This window comes from Mycolicibacterium sediminis, assembly GCF_010731735.1.
GTDB classification, from domain to species: domain Bacteria; phylum Actinomycetota; class Actinomycetes; order Mycobacteriales; family Mycobacteriaceae; genus Mycobacterium; species Mycobacterium sediminis.
In genome coordinates, this window is record NZ_AP022588.1 from 4,627,649 (window position 1) to 4,646,578 (window position 18,930).

An 18,930-nucleotide genomic window follows, 5' to 3' on the forward strand; every position below is an offset into this window, starting at 1 on the left:
CTCCCCGCCGAGGCGTCCCGCTACCGCGAAGATGTGACACCGTGACCCCGGTGCGCAACGACCAGTCGAGGACGCCTCGCCGGGTCTCCGCGACGCGCCTGGGAGTCCGTTACGCACTGGGGCTGACCCTGGCCCAGCTGGTGACGGCCGCCGAGGTCGCCGCCGTCGTCATCTCGTTGTCACTGCAGGTCCACGGCGCAGAAGCCGCCGGGCTCTCCACCCCGTTCAACCTCGCGCTGGCCATCGGGCTGATCGTCGGAGGCGTGATCGCGACGGCGTGCGGTGGGTACCTCATCGTCGCGCCATCGCTGCGCTGGTACGTCTCGGGCGACCCACCCGACGCCGTGCAGCGCAGTAGCGCGATCGACGCCAACAGGCGCCAGTCCATCCTGCTGCTCGCCACCTGGCTGGTCGGTGGGGCGGTGCTGCTCGCGGCGAACACGCGCGCCGGGATCGGCGTCGAACTGCTCCTACTGCTCGCGGTGTCCTTCGGCTGCACGTCCAGCGTCAGCACCGGAATGCTGTTCACCCAGCCGATCCTCCGGCCCGTCGTCGCCGCGGCCAGCAAGGAGTTCGTCAGCCGCGAGACCGCTCCCGGTGTCACTGCTCGCCTGGTCCTGATGTGGTTGGTCAACAGTGCGTTGCCCACCGCGACGATCGCCCTCATCGTGGTGTTCGCCGCCAACGGCTGGCTGATCCCCACGTCGGCGTCGGTCGTGGTGCCGGTCGTCGTGCTGTCGGCGGCGTCCGTGGCGCTGAGCCTGCGGGCGCTGATCCTGGTGTCCAAGTCGATCTCGGACCCGCTCAACGACGTCGTCGCGGCGATGGCGGAGGTGGAACGCGGCGAACTCGGGCGGACCGTGGACGTCTACGAGCAGTCCGAGATCGGCAGGCTGCAGAACGGGTTCAACCGCATGGTCGCCGGACTCCTCGAGCGGGACCGGCTGCGCGACCTGTTCGACCGGCACGTCGGTCCCGACGTCGCACGGCTGGCCGTGGAGTCCGGCGGGGGCGCCGAGTCCGACGAGGTCCGCGACGTCGCCATCCTGTTCATCGACCTCGCGGGGTCCACGCGCCTTCCGTCCACCCGTTCACCGCGCGAGGTGGCCGCCCTGCTCAACGACTTCTTCCGCATCGTGGTCGCCGCCGTCGACGAACGCGGCGGGCTCATCAACAAGTTCCAGGGCGATGCCGCCCTCGCGGTGTTCGGGGCGCCGGTGGCCACCGAGCACGCCGCGGAGGCCGCGTTGCGGACGGCACGTGCCCTCGCCGACGACCTGCGTCGGCTACCCGACGTCGACTTCGGCATCGGCGTGTCCGCGGGACCGGTCTTCGCCGGCAACATCGGGGCCGAGAACCGCTACGAGTACACGGTGATCGGCGACCCGGTCAACGAGGCCGCGCGTCTCGCAGACGCCGCCAAGGTCGTCGACGGCCGCGCGCTCGCGTCCGGCGCCGCCACCGACCGCGTCGATGACGCCGAACGCGCGCACTGGGAGATCCGAGATCCCATCCTGCTGCGCGGACGCGCCGAACCGACGCGGATCTCGGTGCGCCTGGTCGCCCACCGCGACTAGAAAGGAGGGCATGCCCTCCACCGACGACGTCATCCCGTTCCGCATCGCCGTCCCCGACGACGTCCTCACCGACCTTCGGCGGCGACTGGACGACACCCGGTGGCCCGAGGCCGAAACCGTCGGCGACGGAACGGCACTCGACTGGAGTCAGGGCATCCCGCTCGCCTACACTCGCGAACTCGCCCGGTACTGGGCGTCGGAGTACGACTGGCGGGCGCGGGAGGCCGCGCTCAACCGGTTCGACCAGTTCACCACCGAGATCGACGGCCTCGACGTCCACTTCATCCATCAGCGCTCGAAGCACGCCGACGCGATGCCGCTCGTGATCACGCACGGTTGGCCCGGATCGATCGTCGAGTTCGCGAAGATCATCGAGCCGCTCACCGATCCCACGGCGCACGGCGGACGCGCCGAGGACGCATTCCACGTCGTCTGCCCGTCGCTGCCCGGCTACGGCTTCTCGGGCAAGCCGGACGCGACGGGATGGAACGTCGCCCGAGTCGCCGCGGCGTGGGAGACGTTGATGACCAGGCTCGGCTACGGCCGCTACGGCGCGCAGGGCGGCGATTGGGGTGGCGCGGTCACCGCGCAGATCGGACGCGACGTCGGACACTGCGTCGCCATCCACACCAACTTCCCCATCGGCTCCCCCACCGAGGAGGCGAAGTCCAATCCGACCGACGAGGACGAGGCCGCGTTCGCGGGGCTGAACCACTACCGCACCCAGGACAACGGCTACTTCAAGGAGCAGGCCACCCGTCCGCAGACGGTGGGGTACGGCCTCGTCGACTCCCCCGTCGCGCTGCTGGCGTGGATCGTCGAGAAGTTCTGGTCGTGGACCGATTGCGACGGCCATCCCGAGAACGCGCTCAGCCGCGACGAGATGCTCGACGACGTGATGATCTACTGGGTCGGCGCCAGCGGTGCCTCGTCGGCGCGCCTGTACTGGGAGAGCCAGACGTCGTTCGGTGGCGCCGGCCGCATCGAACTGCCCACGGGCGTCGCGTCGTTCCCCAAGGAGATCGGCCCGACGCCGCGGTCGTGGTGCGAGCAGAACTACCACATCACGCACTGGACGACGATGCCGCGCGGCGGTCACTTCGCCGCGTTCGAGCAACCCGAACTGTTCGTCGACGACGTGCGGGCCTTCTTCTCGAGCGTGCGCTGAGTCAGTCCTCGTCCCGCGTGCCGCTCTCCGACGTCCGCACCCGCATCACCCACGCCGAGAGCGACAGCACGAGGACCACACCGCCGAGCACGCCGATCTCCACCGCCGCGCGGGAGAACTCGGGACCCTTGTTCAGCAGGGCGGCGGCCTCGACGGAGAGCACGACGATCTCCTTGATGGCCGCCAGGATCCCGACGATCAGGAACGGCTCGACGACGATCTCGTGCGAGCGCAGGCTGACCCGGACGGCATAGAGCAGTTCCACGAAGATGAAGATGAGCAGCAGGCCGTCGAGGATCTCGATGGCCAGCGTCGACGTCGGCGTATCGCGCAGGTGGAGGAGCTTGGCGAACTGGGCCACCAGGATCGCGACCGAGCCCAGGAGCAGCACCACGGCGATGCCCCAGTAGATCGCGTCCTCGGCCCAGCCGAGCACCCGGTCGGCGAGGCGCTGGCGTTCCTCTTCGCCGTCGCCCTCGGACTTGGCCATCACCGGCTCAGCGGTTCAGCATCCAGATCCGCGTGGACAGCGCCGTCGCGAACGCGCACCACAGCGGATACAACCCGAGCGGTGCTGCCGCGGCACCGTTGACGTTCGCCGCCCGGCGGGTGAGGTCGGCGCTGCTGACGGCGAGAACCCCCGCCGCGATCGCCGACGTCCCGAGCTTGCGTCGGCTGAAGAACAGCCACGACCAGCTCGCGTTCAACACCAGGTTCAGGGCGAGCAGGATCGAGAACGTCTTCGCCTCGTCTCGGCGGCCCTGCTCGGTCAGCGTGTCGACCGCATTCGCCGACACCACCGCGATGTCGGCGTACAGGATCGGCCACACGATCGGGAACGCCTGGCGCGGCGGCTGAAAGCTGGGCTTGCGAAGGGCGGCGAACCAGGCGGACTGGGCCGGGCGGCTCGCGAGACCGCCGACCACCGCGGTGGCGAGGACCGCCCCGCCGGTCTTGGCAAGAGTCGTAGGACGCATCGTCGTATCCCTTCGTCGGGCCCGGGGGCCGGTGCGCCACACGCTCGGGCGCGATCGCGATCCCACCGTAGTCACGCGAGACAGGACGCTGCCACAGCGGAGCCGACGACACGGCGGTGTTGGCCGATACCGAGTGCGCCGACTGGTCCGGCGCGGTCGACGGGTGCGTAAGTGCCCAGGTCCGGGCGCGCGGAATCTGCATCTCGGCCACATTCACGACGAGGGAATCCATCGTCCGAATGTAAATTCGTTGCGGAAACGGTTGCGAAGGTCTGCAAGATCAGCGAAGGTTTACCCACGGCGCACGGGCTGATCAGGGCCGGCATGGCCCCGGCGGACAGCCGTGCGCGGGTACGAGGGAGATGACACTGACCGGCACAGGCACCACAGCCGTCGACCACACGACCGGAGAGGACGGGGCCACCCGCAGTGCGGGCCGCCCGGTCATCGAGATCGACCACGTCACGAAGAGGTTCGACGACTACGTCGCCGTGGCCGACGCCGACTTCTCGATCGCCTCCGGCGAGTTCTTCTCAATGCTCGGACCGTCGGGCTGCGGCAAGACCACCACGCTGCGGATGATCGCGGGCTTCGAGACCCCCACCACCGGGGCCATCCGCCTCGAGGGCGTCGACGTCTCGAAGGTCCCGCCGCACAAGCGCAACGTCAACACCGTGTTCCAGCACTATGCGCTGTTCCCGCACATGAACGTGTGGGACAACGTCGCGTACGGGCCGCGCAGTCGGAAGAAGTCCGCCCGGATGGACTCAGCGGAGGTCAAGCGCCGCGTCGACGAGATCCTCGACATCGTCCGGCTTACCGACTTCGCCAAGCGCAGGCCCTCCCAGCTCTCCGGTGGTCAGCAGCAACGCGTCGCCCTGGCCCGCGCACTGGTGAACTACCCGAGCGCCCTGCTACTCGACGAACCACTCGGCGCGCTCGACCTGAAGCTGCGGCACGCGATGCAGTTCGAGCTGAAGCGCATCCAGCGCGAGGTCGGCATCACGTTCATCTACGTGACGCACGACCAGGAGGAGGCGCTCACGATGAGCGACCGCATCGCGGTCATGAACGCGGGCAACGTCGAGCAGATCGGGTCGCCGACCGACATCTACGACGTTCCGTCGACGGTGTTCGTGGCGAGCTTCATCGGGCAGGCCAACCTCTGGCCAGGACGCCAGACCGCCGTCTCGAACGGCGTCGCCGAGGTGTCCGTCCTCGGCACGTCGCTGAAGGCGCGTGCGGGTGCGACGGCCATCGAGTCCGGCGGTCACGCCACGCTCATGGTGCGCCCCGAGCGGGTGCGCGTCTCCCTCGATCCGCTCTCCGGGGAGTTCGTCTCCGTTCGGGGCACGGTCAAGGACCTCACGTTCCAGGGGCCGGTCATCCGGGTGTCGATCACCGCACCCGACGGCTCCGTGGTGCTCGCGCACGTCGGCCCCGAGCAGCGGTTGCCCACCCTGCACCCTGGCGAAGCCGTGCACGTCGGCTGGGATCCCGAGGCGTCCCTCGTCCTGCCCGCCGCGGACATCCCCACCACCGAGGATCTCGAGGAGATGCTCGACGACTGACCGATCGACCTCCTCGACTTCTCCACGCACCCGACGAAAGGCACAGCAGCCATGGCCCGCAACGACTTCGACCCTCGACTCCTCTCCCGGTTGGCGGCGAATCCGACCAGCCGGCGGCGATTCATCGGCGGCAGTGCCGCGGCGGCGGCCGCCGCGATCCTCGGGCCGGCCTTCCTGGCGGCGTGCGGGTCGGACAGCTCGTCCTCCGGTGGCGGCGGCAGTGACACGACGGGGACGTCGAGTGACACCCTGCGCATCTCCAACTGGCCGCTGTACATGGCCGACGGATTCGTGGCCGCCTTCCAGACCGCCTCGAGTCTGACCGTGGACTACAAGGAGGACTTCAACGACAACGAGCAGTGGTTCGCCAAGGTCAAGGAGCCGCTGTCGCGCAAGCAGGACATCGGCGCCGACCTCGTCGTCCCCACGGAGTTCATGGCCGCCCGCATCAAGGGCCTCGGCTGGCTCAACGAGATCAGCGAGGAGGGCGTGCCGAACAAGAAGAACCTCCGCCCGGACCTGCTCGACTCGAAGGTCGACCCCGGCCGCAAGGTCACCGCGCCGTACATGACCGGCATGGTCGGCCTCGCCTACAACCGGGCGGCCACGGGACGAGACATCAGGTCGATCGACGATCTGTGGGATCCCGCGTTCAAGGGACGGGTCAGCCTGTTCTCCGACATGCAGGACGGCCTCGGGATGATCATGCAGTCCCAGGGCGGGTCGGTCGAGGACCCCAGCACCGACTCCGTGACCAAGGCCGTCGACCTCGTCCGCGAGCAGAAGGACAAGGGCCAGATCCGCCGGTTCACCGGCAACGACTACGCCGATGACCTGGCCGCGGGCAACATCGCGATCGCCCAGGCCTACTCCGGTGACATCGTGCAGCTGCAGGCGGACAACCCGGACCTCCAGTTCATCGTGCCGGAGTCGGGTGGCGACTGGTTCATCGACACCATGACGATCCCGTACACCACGCAGAACCAGAAGGGGGCGGAGGAGTGGATCAACTACGTCTACGACCGCGCCAACTACGCCAAGCTGGTGGCGTTCGTGCAGTACGTGCCGGTGCTGACGGACATGACCGACGAGCTGGCCAAGGTCGATCCGGAAGCCGCGAAGAACCCGCTGATCAACCCGTCGTCCGAGATGGACTCGAACCTGAAGTCGTGGGCTGCGCTGACGGACGAGCAGACCCAGGAGTACAACACCCTCTACGCCGCCGTCACCGGCGGCTGACGCATGGCAGGAGTCGCAGCGAGCGGTAGGCAGCGCAGCAAGGTCGCGCCCTACCTGATGGTCCTGCCGGCGCTCGTGTACCTCGGCATCTTCTTCGTGGTGCCGTTCGTGTCACTGGCCCGGACGTCCCTGTCCACCTCGGCCGGTTCGATCTACCTGCCGACGCTGACGTTCGACTGGAACTTCGGCAACTTCGGTCACGCCTTCAGCACGTACTCCGACCAGATCACCAGATCGTTCATCTACGCGGCCGTGGCGACGGTGCTGTGCATCCTGCTCGCCTATCCGCTGGCGTACGTGATCGCCTTCAAGGCAGGCAGATACAAGAACCTGATCCTCGGCCTGGTCATCCTGCCGTTCTTCGTGACGTTCCTGATCCGAACCCTGGCCTGGAAGACGATCCTCGCCGACGAGGGCTGGGTGGTGCAGGGGCTCGGCGCCATCGGACTGCTGCCCGACGAGGGCCGGCTGCTGTCCACGGGTTGGGCCGTGATCGGCGGGCTGACCTACAACTGGATCATCTTCATGATCCTGCCGCTGTACGTGAGCCTGGAGAAGATCGATCCGCGCCTGCTGGAGGCGTCGAAGGACCTGTACTCATCTGCGCCACGAAGTTTCGGCAAGGTGATCCTGCCGCTGTCGATGCCCGGCGTGCTGGCGGGCAGCATGCTGGTCTTCATCCCCGCGGTCGGCGACTTCATCAACGCCGACTATCTCGGCAGCACCCAGACCACCATGATCGGCACCGTGATCCAGAAACAGTTCCTGGTGGTCAAGGACTATCCGGCGGCGGCCGCGTTGAGCTTCCTGCTGATGGCGCTGATCGTGGTGGGCGTGCTGCTCTACACCCGGGCGCTGGGAACGGAGGACCTCGTATGACGATTCACGACGACATCACCGAGGCCAACGAGACCGTCGGCGACGTGACTCCCAAGCGGTCCCTCGCGCAGCGACTCAACCTGGGCGACAACGTGCTTCGCATCGTCGCCGGACTGGTACTGCTGTACCTGTTCCTGCCGATCTTCGTGATCATCCTGTTCTCGTTCAACAAGCCGGCCGGCAAGTTCAACTACACCTGGCAGGGCTTCACGCTGGACAACTGGGCCGACCCGTTCAAGTACCCGGCACTCACCGAGGCGCTCAAACTGAGCCTCAACGTCGCCGCGGTGTCCACTGCCGTCGCGCTGGTGCTCGGCACGCTTGTCGCGATCGCCCTGGTACGCCAGCGCTTTCGTGGCGACCGGGCCATCGACACGTTCCTCATCCTGCCGCTCACCGCACCCGAGGTGGTGATGGGCGCATCGCTGCTCACGCTCTTCCTCGACCTCAGCTGGGCTGCGGGCTACTCGACGATCGTGATCGCGCACATCGCCTTCCAGGTCAGCTTCATCGCGATGACGGTGCGGGCCCGGGTCCGCGGTTTCGACTGGACGCTGGAGGACGCGTCGATGGACCTCGGCGCCAACGCGGCCCGGACGTTCTTCAAGGTCACGCTGCCGCTGATCGTGCCGGGAATCGTTGCCGCGGCCATGCTCTCGTTCGCACTGTCGCTCGACGACTTCATCATCACGTACTTCGTGAGCGGGTCGACGGTGACCTATCCGCTGTACGTCAACGCGGCGGTGAAGGCCGCGGTGCCGCCACAGATCAACGTGCTGGCGACGGCGATCCTGGTGATCAGCCTGATCCTGCTCGCGGTCGGCACGCTGTACCGCCGCAAGAAGATCACCTGAGGATCTCGCCGAGACTGCTGGGAGATCGTCGGCGAGCCGAAAATCGCGATCTCACCGCAGTTTCGGCGGAGGGTAGCGGGTCAGCCCACCTCGGCCGGTACGGGAGGCACGGTGCGGGCGCCGCTGCGGGCCGCGCCGATGCCCGCGGCCACCACCAGTGCGATGCCGATCAGCGCCGCGACGCCGGGCACCTGGGCCAGCACGACGAATCCGACCAGCATCGCGAAGCCGGGCTCGACGGCCATCAGCGTGCCGAACGCGGCGGTCGTGAGGCGTCGCAGCGCGAGCAGTTCGAGGGTGAAGGGGATGACCGGCAGCAGCAGTGCCAGGCCGATGCCCCATAGCAGGACGTCGAGCGTGACGCGTGGCAGCACCATCGGGCCCACGACGAGGGTCGCGAAGAGACCGGCGGTCGCCATCGACACGGCGAGCGGCTGGATGCCCTCGACGTCGTCGCCGACCCGCTGGGTGAGCAGGATGTACAGCGCCCAGCAGACGGCCGCCGACAGGGCGAAGCCGACGCCGACCAGGTCGACGGTGCCCTCCCACGGCCGCGTCAGGAGCAGGACGCCCACTGCGGCGAGACCGGGCCACAGGAAACGTTGCCCGCCCCTGCCGACGAACACCGCCACGCCGAGCGGTCCGAGGAACTCCAGCGCGCTGGCGGTGCCCAGCGGGATGCGTGCGATGGCCGCCATGAACAGCATCGTGACGCCGGCGGTCACGAGGCCCAGCAGCACGCACGTCAGGAAGGATCGTCTGGTGAACGCCGACGGCCGCGGGCGGACCAGCACCAAGAGCAGCACCCCGGCCCAGACGAGGCGCAACCACGCCGCGCCCTCGACGCCGATGCGGTCGACGAAGCTCAACGACAACGCGAGCCCCACCTGAACGCTCAGCATCGATCCGGTCGCCATGAAGGCGCCGGTGCGGGCCTGATTGGATGTCACCAGGCCATTCAACGGTGCATGACCATTCGCGTCCACGTGTTTTACATGGACACACCGTTCATCATTCGTGGACGATCAAGAGCGACCCAGGAGGCACCCCATGGCCAGAGACGACGCGCACTTCTACGAGACCGCCGCGGGCACCGGCCTGCCGCACGACCCGTTCAACGCCATCGTCGGTCCGCGCCCGATCGGATGGATCTCGTCGCTGAGTGCGAGTGGAACGCGGAACCTGGCTCCGTACAGCTTCTTCAACGGCTTCAACTACCGGCCCGCGATCGTCGGCTTCTCGTCGATCGGGTGGAAGGACTCGGTGGCCAACGCCTCCGCGACGGGCGACTTCGTGTGGAACCTCGCGACCCGTGAACTGGCGAACCCGATGAACGAGACCTCGGCGTCCATACCGTCCGACGAAGACGAGTTCACCCGCAGCGGCCTGACGCCCGTGCCGTCCCGACTGGTCGGCTCGCCACGGGTGCTCGAGAGTCCGGTGAACTTCGAATGCCGCCTGACGCAACTGATCCGGCTCACCGACGTCGACGGCACCGACGTCGACACGTGGCTCGTCCTGGGCCAGGTGGTGGCCGTCCACATCGACCGCGAGCGCCTCATCGACGGCGTCTACGACACCTATGGCGCCCGACCCATCCTGCGTGCGGGCGGGCCCGCCGACTACGCGGAGATCGGCCCGGAGTCGAAGTTCGCGATGACGCGGCCCGACGACCGGTCCTGAAGCCGGGGCTACTGGCTGACGGACTCGTAGGAGCAGATCGCCTCGACCTTGTCGGCCGACCGGCCGTTGGGGTCGAACTCGTAACCCAGCCACTCGCGGGCCAGCCGCCGCGCCAGTTCCAGACCGATGACGCGCTGGCCGAAGCACAGCACCTGAGCATCGTTCGACAGCACCGAGCGCTCCACGGAGAAGCCGTCGTGCGCGGTGACCGCCCGGATCCCGGGCACCTTGTTCGCGCTGATCGCGACGCCGAGACCCGTGCCGCACACCAGGAGTGCGCGATCGGCCTTGCCCTCGGCCACCAGTCTGGCCGCGGCGACGGCGATGTGCGGGTACGCGGTGTTCTCGTCGGTGCCGACGCCGACGTCGGTGACCTCGGAGACGCGCGGATCGGCGTTCAGGTCACCCTTGAGGGCTTCCTTGTACTCGAAGCCGGCGTCGTCGGAGCCGACGACGATGCGGAGTGTGCGTTCGGTCATGTCCCGTCTTCCCTCGTGGTGGCCGCGAAGCTCTCCGCGACCGTGTGTGCGCACATCGCGAGCGACGTCGCACCCGCGTCGGGCGTGCCGACGCTGCGTTCGGCGAGCGGCCGGGCACGACCGACCTTCGGCCGCATGTCCGCCGTCTCGGCCGCCGCGGTGGTCGCGACGTCCGCGGCCGCAGTCCACGCGTCCAGCCACGACGCACCGTCGGCCACCCGACGTTCGAGTTCGTCGACGAACGGCAGCATCGCGTCGAGCATCGTCTTGTCGCCCGGTGCCGCACCGCCCAGGGTGATCAGCGCGTCGTAGCCGTCGCGCATTCCCGCGGCGACGGTCGCGGCGTCCGGTCGGCCGGTGTCGCCCAGCCGCGTCCCGACCGCGGTCAGCAGCGCACCCCACAGCACGCCCGACGTGCCGCCCGCCTTCGCGGCCCACTCCTTGCCGGCAGCGGCCAGCACCGATCCCTGACCCGCGCCGCCCTCGACGGCTCGGGCCGCGGCCTCACGGGCGGCGGACGACCCCTTCACCATGCCGCGACCGTGGTCACCGTCACCGGCGACGGCGTCGATGCGGCCGAGTTCGTCCTCGGCGCCGGCCAGCATGGTCGCCAGGGCGTCGAACGCGGCGGCGACGGTGCGACCGCACGCACGACCGTCGTCGTCCGACGACTCGGCGAGGTCGACCGTCGGTGCGGCGGCATCCGCGGCCGCGTCCGTCCGGACCGAACCCTCGTCGCGCTGCGTCGTCGATCCCTTGCGGTAGGCGGGGGTGTCGGCCGGTGCGGTCCAGTACTTCTCGAGTTCGTCGTCGAGCCACATGACGGTCAGCGAGCAGCCGGCCATGTCGAGACTGGTGACCAGCTCCCCGACTTCGGGATCGATCACCTCGTAGCCGCGTTCGCGCAGCAGCCGGGACGCGGTGCCCCACACCACGAACAGCTCCTCGTACTTGGTGCGGCCCAGGCCGTTGAGGATGACCGCGATCCGCGTCGAGTCGGACTCGGTGTGGTCGGCCAGTACACCGTCGACGAGGGTGTGCGCCAATTCCTCGGCGGTGGGCATCTTCTCGTCGGCGACGCCCGGCTCGCCGTGGATGCCGAGACCGAGGCCCATGTGGCCCTCCGGCACGGTGAACAGCGGATGGTCCGCGCCGGGCAGGGTGCAGCCGTCAAAGGCCACCCCAAGCGTCCGGGTGGCGGCGTTGGCGGCCTGGGCCACCCGTACCACCCCGGCCAGGTCCAGCCCGTCCTCGGCGGCGGCGCTGGCACACTTGAACACCGTGACGTCGCCGGCGATGCCGCGTCGCTTGGCCTCCTCGCCCTTCGGCGCGCTCGCGACGTCGTCGGTGACGGCGAAGTACTCGGCGTCGATGCCCTCGTTGCGCAACTGGGTGACGGCGAGGGTGAAGTTCATGACGTCGCCCGCGTAGTTGCCCGTGGTGAGAAGCACGCCCGCATCACCGTGCGCGGCACGGGCCACGGACGCGGCGTCCTCCGCCGAGGGCGACGTGAAGACGTTCCCGACCACGGCGCCGTCGGCGAACCCCGGGCCGACGGTCCCGCAGAAGGCGGGATAGTGGCCCGATCCCCCGCCGATGACCACGGCCACCTTGCCCGGGCGGGTGTCGTGCGCCCGCACCACGCCGCCGGGGACGCCGACGACGTACCTCGCGTTGGCGTCGAGGAACCCGGTGAGCATGTCCTCGGTGAAGCGGGCCGGGTCGTTGAACAGCTTGGTCATCGGAGCCGATCCCCGGTTTCCGCGTCGAAGAGGTACACGCGTTCGGCGGGTGCCGTCACGACGGCGGTCTGCTCGAGCTGGTACTCCTCGGTGGCCGGGGTCTGCACGACGAGGCCGTCCTCCATGCCCGACACCGTGGTGGTGGCGAGGCCGAACTCGAGCAGGTGCTCGAAGTACGCGACCGTCACGGCGACGCCCTCCCCCGACTCGGTCAGCGAGCAGTCCTGCGGGCGGACGCCGACCTTCACGCGGGTACCGTCCGGGACGGAGGTGGCGCTCGTCTCGAGATGGCCTGCCCGTGAACCGATCTCGACCCGAGTGCGTCCGTCGGCCACCCGGACGACGCCCTCGACGACGTTGATGGCGGGCTCGCCGACGAACTGGGCGACGAAGAGGTTGGCCGGATCGTCGAACACCTCGTCCGGCGTGCCGAACTGCTGCACCACGCCGGCGTCCATCACGGCGAGCCGGTCGGCCAGCGACAGCGCCTCGACCTGGTCGTGGGTGACCACGATGGTGGTGTAGCCGAATTCCCTCTGCAGCACCTTCAGTTCGCGACGGACCCGCTGGCGCGCGGAGGCATCGAGGTGGCTGAGCGGCTCGTCGAGCAGCAGCACCGGTGGGTTGCGGACCAGGGCACGCGCAAGCGCGACGCGCTGCTTCTGGCCACTGGACAGACCGGCCGGACGCAGGCCGAGCAACTCGTCCATCTCGAGCCGGGTGCTGATCGAGTCGACCATCTGCTCGGCGCCCTTGACCTTGCGCGCCTTGAGGCCGTAGAGCAGGTTGTCGCGCACCGACATCGGCGGGTACAGCGCGTAGCTCTCGAAGCCCACGCCGATGCCGCGCTTGGCGGCCGGCAGCTGCGAGACCTCGCGGTCACCGATCTTGATGGAGCCGCTCGTCACGGTCTCCAGCCCGGCGATCATGCGCAGCGTGGTCGTCTTGCCACAGCCCGACGGGCCGAGCAGGGCGACGAGTTCGCCGGGCGCGATGTCGAGGTTGATGCCCTTGACCGCGGCGAAGCTCTCGCGCCCGCGGGCCGTGTACGTCTTCACCAGATCGGTCAGGGTGAGACTTTGTGCCGTCGTGGTCGTCGGACGTTCGGTGGTGGTGGTCACTGTGCTGCCTCCAGGGTCTTGTCGTGCGCACCGAGGCGGGTCGTGTCACCCTCGCCCGCTTCGAACACGTGCACGTCGGAGTCGGCGATCGACATCGACACCGGCGATCCCTCGCCGACGCCCTCCCTGCCCGAGGCCAGGACGATGAGCTGCTCGCCGCCGATCTGGACGGTGAGTTCGACGTTGCGGCCGAGCCGCTCGGCGAGCTGCACCGAACCCTTCAGCGACCCGGTCTCCGAGACGTGTACGTCGCACGGCCGCAGGCCGACCCGTACCCGGTCTCCGGAGGACGCGGTGACGTCCGCGGGCACCGGCACGTCGAACGTGCCGTCGCCCAGCCGGATTCGACCGCCGTCGACGACGCCGTCGAACACGTTGATCTCGGGTTGACCCAGGGCCCGCGCGACGAACGTGTCGGCGGGACGCCGCCAGATCTCCTCCGGCGTACCGATCTGCACCAGCACGCCCTCGCGGAGCACCGCGATGCGGTCGCCGAGCGCGAGCGCCTCCTGGTAGTCGTGGGTGACGTAGACGGTCGTCGTGTTCGACATCGCGCCGAGCTGCTTGAGTTCGGCGCGCATCGAGGCGCGCAGCTTCGCGTCGAGGTGGCTGAGCGGCTCGTCGAGCAGGTAGACGTCGGCGGGTCGCACCAGCACCCGGCCCAGTGCCACGCGCTGGCGCTGACCGTTGGACAGCTCCCGCGGGAAGCGCTTGAGCAGGTGGTTGATTCCCAGCGTGGTGGTGACCTGATCGATGCGCTCGGTCTGCTGGGCCGCCGTGTACTTGCCGGTCCGTCCGGACTTCAGCGGTGACGCGAGGTTCTCGCTCACCGTCTTCTGCGGGTACAGCGCGTAGCTCTCGAAGGCCATGGCCACGTTGCGGTGGTACGGCTCGACGTTGGTGACGTCGGTGCCATCGATGGCGACCGTGCCCCCGTCGATGTCGACGAGACCGGCGATCGACTTGAGCGTCGTCGTCTTGCCCGCGCCGCTGGGGCCCAGGATGACGAAGAACTCACCGTCGGCGATGTCGACCGTGAGGTCGCGGACCGCCTGGGTCTTGCCGAAGGTCTTCGACAGATTCTTGAGTGTTACGGAGGCCATCAGGCCTTCACCGCCCCGAATGACAGGCCACGCACCAGATAACGCTGGATCGTGAGCGCGAGTATGAGTGGTGGCAGCGCGGCGATCAGCGCCGCCGCCGCGGTCAGGTTGTAGTACGCCTGCCCGCCGCCGCCGAGGTACTTGGTGATCGCCACCGTGACGGTGCCGGCGTTGCTGTCGGCCAGGATCAGCGGGAACACGTAGTTGTTCCACGCGAAGATGAAGGCGAGCAGCGCGGCGGCGGCGATGCCGGGCCGCACGATGGGCAGCGCGACCATCAGGAAGGCCCGCCGGCGGGTGTACCCGTCGAGCAGGGCCGCCTGCTCCAGATCCTCGGGGAGGTCCTGGAAGTAGGACCGCAGGATCCACACCACGAGCGGCATCGTGACCAGCTGCAGCACCCAGATCATGCCGACCTTGGTGTCGAACAGGCCGATCTGGTTGTAGATCACGAACAGCGGCACGATCACCATCAGCTCGGGGGCGAACCGGAACGACAGCATCTGGAACATCAGGTCGTTCGACCCGCGGTACTGCCACCGTCCCGCGGCGTACGCGGCGGGGATGCCGATGACGAGCGAGACGATCACCGCACCACCGCAGTTCAGCAGGCTGGTGAGCAACGACGCCTTGAAGTCGACGCTCGTCATCTGAGTGCCCTTGTCCGACAGCACCGTGGCGAAGTTCGACCACGTCGGACTGAACGTGAAGTACGTGGTGGTCTGCTGCTCGGCGTTCTTCAGGGCCAGCATCAGCATCCAGAAGATCGGGAACAGCGAGAAGAGGAACCAGAACACCAGACCGACGTCGGCGGCGACCGACCCGATCGACAGACGCTTCTGACCCGGCAGGAGTTCGGCCCTGCTGAACAACGACTTCGCGGCCATGATCTAGGACTCCGCTCCCGCAGCACGACGCTGCGCCTTGCCGAGCACGCTGACCAGGTAGCGCGCCGTGATGAACACGATGATCCAGAGCAGCAGCATGTACGTGCTGCCGCGGGAGTAGTCGAGGTTGATGATCGAGTCCTCGAAGGCGCCGATCTGCAGCGTGCGGGTCGCGACTCCCGGGCCGCCCGCGGTCAACACGTAGATGTGGTCGAACACCTTGAGGTTGTCCATGAAGCGGAAGATGACGGCTACCAGGATGTAGGGCCACAGCATCGGCAGCATCAGCTTGCGGAACATGTAGATGCCCGACGCCCCGTCGACCTCGGAGGCCTCGAACGGCTCCTTCGGCAGCGACCGGATGCCGGCCAGCACCAGGATGGCCACGAACGGGGTGAAGATCCAGACGTCGACCAGGATGACCGACCACAGGGCGGTGCCCGCCGACAGCCAGTCGAACGTGTTGCCCAGCCCCAGCACGTGATTGAGGATGCCGAACTGCGGGTTGAACATCAGCTTCCAGATGACGCCCGCGATGACGGGAGCGATCATCAGCGGCAGGATCAGGACCTTCTCGAAGATCTTGCCGATGATCGACGACCGGTTCAGCAGCAGCGCGAGCCCGACGCCGAGCGCCGTCTCGACCGCCGTCGCCACGAGGGCGAACGTGACGGTGACCTGGACGCTCTTCCAGAACACCTGGTCGCCGAGAACGGAGCCGAAGTTCTGGAACCACACGAAGTGCGGATCCGGGTTCACGGCAGCGTAGTTGAGGAAGGCGTAGTAGGCGCCGACCGCGAACGGGTAGAGGATGCCGATGACGATCACCACGGCGGGGATCGACAGCAGGTAGGGCCGGGCCTTGCGGCGCCAGCTCGGCACCTCGGGCAGGGTGCGCCGCGACGCGGCGGCGGGCTGTTCCGGCGAGGTGGCCGGCGCCTTCGGAGTCTGAGTCGTCATGGGTTACCAGATCTCCTAGAGGTTGACCTTGGACGTGTTGGTCTTCGCCAGGCTGCGGAGCCGCGACGCCGCGTCGTCACCGCCGTAGATGTCCTGCAGCGCGACGGCCCAATTCTGGGTGGTGTCGAAGAACTTCTTCTGCGGGGTGAACTGGATCTTCGACTCGCCGATGACGGTCTCGAAGGTCTCGAGGTACCCGAACTGGTCGGCCGCGACGCGCTTGAAGGTGGTGTCGAACACCGACTTCCGCACCGGGTCGGCGTACGTGCCGCCCTCGACGGCCTTGTTCATCGAGTCCTTGCCGGTGGCCCACTGGATGAAGAGCCACGCGGGCAGCTTGTTGCGCGAATTGGCGCTCATGGCCCAGCTCCACGTCCACAGGTTGGTCTTGTAGTTGCCGTCCGGGCCCGCGGGACCGGGATACCAGGCGATGTTGCCTGCCTCCTTGCTCGCACCCGGCTTGTTCTTCGGGTACGTGGCGCTGTCGGCGTCGAACACCATCATCGCCTTGCCGTCACCGAGATCCCCTGTCGCGTTGGGGTAGTCGTAGGTGGTCCACGACGTCGGACCGGCCTGGTGCTGCAGGTCGATCCACTTCTTCGTGAAGTCGATCGCCTGGTCGCTGTCCATCTCGGCGACGAGTTCCGAGCCGTTCCACGTGTAGTCGACCGCGCCCTGGCGCGTGTACTGCGTCATGAATCCGGGGTGGATCGTGGCCCAGGACTTCGACCCTCGGGTCGACAGGCCGTACCGGTTCTCCGACCGGTCGGTGAGGTCGACCGCCAACTGGATGAAGTCGTCGAGGTTGTCGGGCAGCTTCGTGATGCCCTTCTCGTCGAAGATCCGCTTGTTGTAGGCGACGACGTTGTTCTCGAAGCCCCACGGGATCGCCCACTGCCCGCCGGTACCCAGCGGGTTGCCGAGCGTGAAGTCCCAGCGGGTGGAGGTGCGGAGGCCCTCGAAGATGTCGTCGAAGTCGTACTCCGCACTCGTCGCCGAGGTGTTCTGCAGCCACGGGCCGAGATCCTCGACCCATCCCGGCGGCCCGTACTGCCAGATGAAGTAGGCGCCCAGCATGAACGCGTCGTGCTTGCCGGACCCGCCGGCGAGTTCGGTGTTCAGCTTGGTGAAGTAGTCCGCCTCGGGAACGAGATCGACGTTGACATTGATCCCGGTGAGTTCGGTGAACTCCTTGAGCAGCGGCTGATACGACAGCTGGTAGGGGTGCGGGGTCTGCAGGATGTTGAGCGTCGACCCCGCGGCCTTGCGCCAGTCGAAGCCACCGCTCACCTCACCCGCGCCGTTCGGCAGACTCGTCCCGCCGCCCACGCCGCACGCCGACAGCAGCGGCAGGCTCGCCGCTGCGGCGCCGGCCATTCCCATGGCGGCCAGCATGTTGCGACGCGACATCTGCGGACCGCGGAAGCGCTGTCCTGGAACGGGATTCATGGTTGCCTGCGATTCATGATGGGGTTGCCTCTCAGGCCGGGATGAGTGAGACCTTGACGGATTCCTTGCCACTGGCCACGAGGTCGAGGCCCTGCTGGAATTCGGTCAACGGCAGTTGGTGTGTGCAGATCTGGTCCATCGGCAGCACGCCGGACTCGATCATCTTGATGGCGGCGGGCCAGCAGTACGGCCCCAGGTGCGCGCCGAGGACGTCGAGTTCCTTGTCGTCGCTGATGATGCTCCAGTCGACCGACACGTCACTGCCGAAGACGCCGTACTCGACGTAGCGGCCGAGCTTGCGGAGCAGGTTCAGTCCCTGCGGCACCGCGGACGGGTGGCCGGTGCCCTCCAGGTAGACGTCGGCCCCATATCCCTCGGTGAGGTCCTTGACGATGGTCTCGGCATCCTCCTCGGCGATGTTGATCACCAGGTCGGCGCCGCACTTCTTGGCGAGTTCGAGCTTCTCGGGTGCCATGTCGAGCGCGATGACGCGCATGGGGTTCTTGGACTTCGCGCCCGCGATCATCCCGAGCCCGATGGGCCCGCAGCCTGCGACCACCACGGTGTCCTCGAAGGTGATCTGGGCGCGCTCCACGGCGTGCAGCGAGCACGACAGCGGCTCGACGAACGCGGCGTGCGCGGGCGGCAGGTCACCGGAGATCTTGTGTACCAGCGCCTCGACCGGATACGTCATGTAGGAGGCCATCGCACCGGGCGTACGGCGCTTGAAGCCGAAGAGGTCGTGGGGCTGGCACATGTGGTACTGCCCGCGCTTGCAGAATCGGCACTCCCAGCAGGGCACGATCTGCTCGGAGGTCACCCGGTCACCGACCGCGATGCCCCACCGCGACGCCGCCTCGTCGTCGAGTTCCACGACGCGGCCGACGAATTCGTGTCCAGGGATCACCATGGTCTCGGTCCAGGCGGGGCGGTTCTCGTCGCCCCAGAACTTGGCGGCACCGTGGTAGCACTTCAGGTCGCTGGCGCAGATGCCGACGGCTTCGACTCGGATCAGGGCCTCGCCCGGCTTGCGCTGCGGGACGGCGATCTCCTCGAGGCGGTAGTCGCGGGGGCCGTGACAGACCACGGCCTGCATCTTCTCGGGGATCTGTTCGCTCATCGTTCCAGCCCTTCATGGCACTCTTCGCATGTGTGGTCGCGCTCACATTATCGACGGCTTGCACATTTGTCCAGAACCGATGTTCAGCAAAAATCTGCCCAGAACAGATGTTCTGGGGCAT

At 67.9% G+C, this 18,930-nt stretch carries 18 protein-coding genes; 7 read left to right on the forward strand and 11 right to left on the reverse strand.

All coding sequences use genetic code 11. The features are described from left to right. The first annotated feature begins 41 nt into the window (after window positions 1-41). The gene (locus G6N64_RS22180) at window positions 42-1,577 is read left to right on the forward strand and encodes an adenylate/guanylate cyclase domain-containing protein (RefSeq protein WP_246230764.1); all 1,536 of its coding nucleotides are present in this window, start codon (window positions 42-44) and stop codon (window positions 1,575-1,577) included. Window positions 1,578-1,587: 10 nt separating this feature from the next. Continuing rightward, entirely contained in the window at window positions 1,588-2,745 is a 1,158-nt protein-coding gene (locus G6N64_RS22185) for an epoxide hydrolase family protein (protein WP_163799799.1), read from the forward strand. Between the two features lies 1 nt (window position 2,746). Here the strand turns inward: G6N64_RS22185 and G6N64_RS22190 are convergent, their stop codons facing one another. Together G6N64_RS22190 and G6N64_RS22195 are read right to left on the reverse strand one after the other, a co-directional pair. Continuing rightward, window positions 2,747-3,235 carry a phosphate-starvation-inducible PsiE family protein gene (locus tag G6N64_RS22190; protein ID WP_163799801.1) on the reverse strand — a complete coding sequence of 163 codons (489 nt, stop codon included), beginning with the start codon at window positions 3,233-3,235 and terminating at the stop codon, window positions 2,747-2,749. Between the two features lie 7 nt (window positions 3,236-3,242). Continuing rightward, complete coding sequence (locus tag G6N64_RS22195) at window positions 3,243-3,722, reverse strand: TspO/MBR family protein (RefSeq protein WP_163799803.1); 480 nt, start codon at window positions 3,720-3,722, stop codon at window positions 3,243-3,245. A 362-nt stretch (window positions 3,723-4,084) separates the two neighbouring features. On the opposite strand from G6N64_RS22195, the gene G6N64_RS22200 reads away from it, so the two are divergent. Genes G6N64_RS22200 through G6N64_RS22215 form a run of 4 tightly spaced genes read left to right on the forward strand, consistent with a single transcriptional unit; the run spans window position 4,085 to window position 8,265 of the window. Further along, on the forward strand, window positions 4,085-5,293 hold the full coding sequence (locus G6N64_RS22200; protein ID WP_163799805.1) for an ABC transporter ATP-binding protein: 1,209 nt from the start codon (window positions 4,085-4,087) through the stop codon (window positions 5,291-5,293). 51 nt (window positions 5,294-5,344) lie between these two features. Beyond that, on the forward strand, window positions 5,345-6,532 hold the full coding sequence (locus tag G6N64_RS22205; protein WP_163799807.1) for a polyamine ABC transporter substrate-binding protein: 1,188 nt from the start codon (window positions 5,345-5,347) through the stop codon (window positions 6,530-6,532). A 3-nt stretch (window positions 6,533-6,535) separates the two neighbouring features. Beyond that, window positions 6,536-7,411 carry an ABC transporter permease gene (locus G6N64_RS22210; protein ID WP_163799809.1) on the forward strand — a complete coding sequence of 292 codons (876 nt, stop codon included), beginning with the start codon at window positions 6,536-6,538 and terminating at the stop codon, window positions 7,409-7,411. Beyond that, window positions 7,408-8,265, forward strand: a complete 858-nt coding sequence (locus G6N64_RS22215; protein WP_163799811.1) for an ABC transporter permease — start codon at window positions 7,408-7,410, stop codon at window positions 8,263-8,265. Before G6N64_RS22210 ends, G6N64_RS22215 begins: the two co-directional genes overlap by 4 nt. A gap of 80 nt (window positions 8,266-8,345) precedes the next feature. Here G6N64_RS22215 and G6N64_RS22220 read toward each other — a convergent pair whose 3' ends face one another. Then, a complete protein-coding gene (locus G6N64_RS22220; RefSeq protein ID WP_163799813.1) occupies window positions 8,346-9,215 on the reverse strand; it encodes an EamA family transporter in 870 nt (289 codons plus the stop codon). A gap of 100 nt (window positions 9,216-9,315) precedes the next feature. Here G6N64_RS22220 and G6N64_RS22225 point away from each other — a divergent pair, with 100 nt between their 5' ends. After that, on the forward strand, window positions 9,316-9,948 hold the full coding sequence (locus G6N64_RS22225) for a flavin reductase family protein (RefSeq protein ID WP_163799815.1): 633 nt from the start codon (window positions 9,316-9,318) through the stop codon (window positions 9,946-9,948). An 8-nt stretch (window positions 9,949-9,956) separates the two neighbouring features. On the opposite strand, the gene G6N64_RS22230 is transcribed toward G6N64_RS22225, so the two are convergent. The 8 genes from G6N64_RS22230 to eltD form a co-directional block, all read right to left on the reverse strand. Beyond that, on the reverse strand, window positions 9,957-10,427 hold the full coding sequence (locus tag G6N64_RS22230) for a ribose-5-phosphate isomerase (RefSeq protein WP_163799817.1): 471 nt from the start codon (window positions 10,425-10,427) through the stop codon (window positions 9,957-9,959). Beyond that, window positions 10,424-12,169 carry a D-erythrulose 4-kinase gene (gene derK / locus G6N64_RS22235; RefSeq protein WP_163799819.1) on the reverse strand — a complete coding sequence of 582 codons (1,746 nt, stop codon included), beginning with the start codon at window positions 12,167-12,169 and terminating at the stop codon, window positions 10,424-10,426. Before derK ends, G6N64_RS22230 begins: the two co-directional genes overlap by 4 nt. Next, window positions 12,166-13,290 (reverse strand): ABC transporter ATP-binding protein, encoded by a 1,125-nt coding sequence (locus G6N64_RS22240; protein ID WP_163799820.1) that lies wholly within the window; start codon window positions 13,288-13,290, stop codon window positions 12,166-12,168. The genes derK and G6N64_RS22240 overlap by 4 nt, the downstream gene beginning before the upstream one ends. Then, window positions 13,287-14,393 carry an ABC transporter ATP-binding protein gene (locus G6N64_RS22245; protein WP_163799822.1) on the reverse strand — a complete coding sequence of 369 codons (1,107 nt, stop codon included), beginning with the start codon at window positions 14,391-14,393 and terminating at the stop codon, window positions 13,287-13,289. The genes G6N64_RS22240 and G6N64_RS22245 overlap by 4 nt, the downstream gene beginning before the upstream one ends. After that, window positions 14,393-15,280 (reverse strand): carbohydrate ABC transporter permease, encoded by an 888-nt coding sequence (locus tag G6N64_RS22250; protein ID WP_163799824.1) that lies wholly within the window; start codon window positions 15,278-15,280, stop codon window positions 14,393-14,395. The genes G6N64_RS22245 and G6N64_RS22250 overlap by 1 nt, the downstream gene beginning before the upstream one ends. A gap of 3 nt (window positions 15,281-15,283) precedes the next feature. After that, window positions 15,284-16,240, reverse strand: a complete 957-nt coding sequence (locus G6N64_RS22255; protein ID WP_163799826.1) for a carbohydrate ABC transporter permease — start codon at window positions 16,238-16,240, stop codon at window positions 15,284-15,286. Between the two features lie 15 nt (window positions 16,241-16,255). Next, window positions 16,256-17,635 carry an extracellular solute-binding protein gene (locus G6N64_RS22260; RefSeq protein ID WP_163802029.1) on the reverse strand — a complete coding sequence of 460 codons (1,380 nt, stop codon included), beginning with the start codon at window positions 17,633-17,635 and terminating at the stop codon, window positions 16,256-16,258. A gap of 85 nt (window positions 17,636-17,720) precedes the next feature. Further along, complete coding sequence (eltD, locus tag G6N64_RS22265; protein WP_163799829.1) at window positions 17,721-18,809, reverse strand: erythritol/L-threitol dehyrogenase; 1,089 nt, start codon at window positions 18,807-18,809, stop codon at window positions 17,721-17,723. Window positions 18,810-18,930 lie beyond the last annotated feature (121 nt).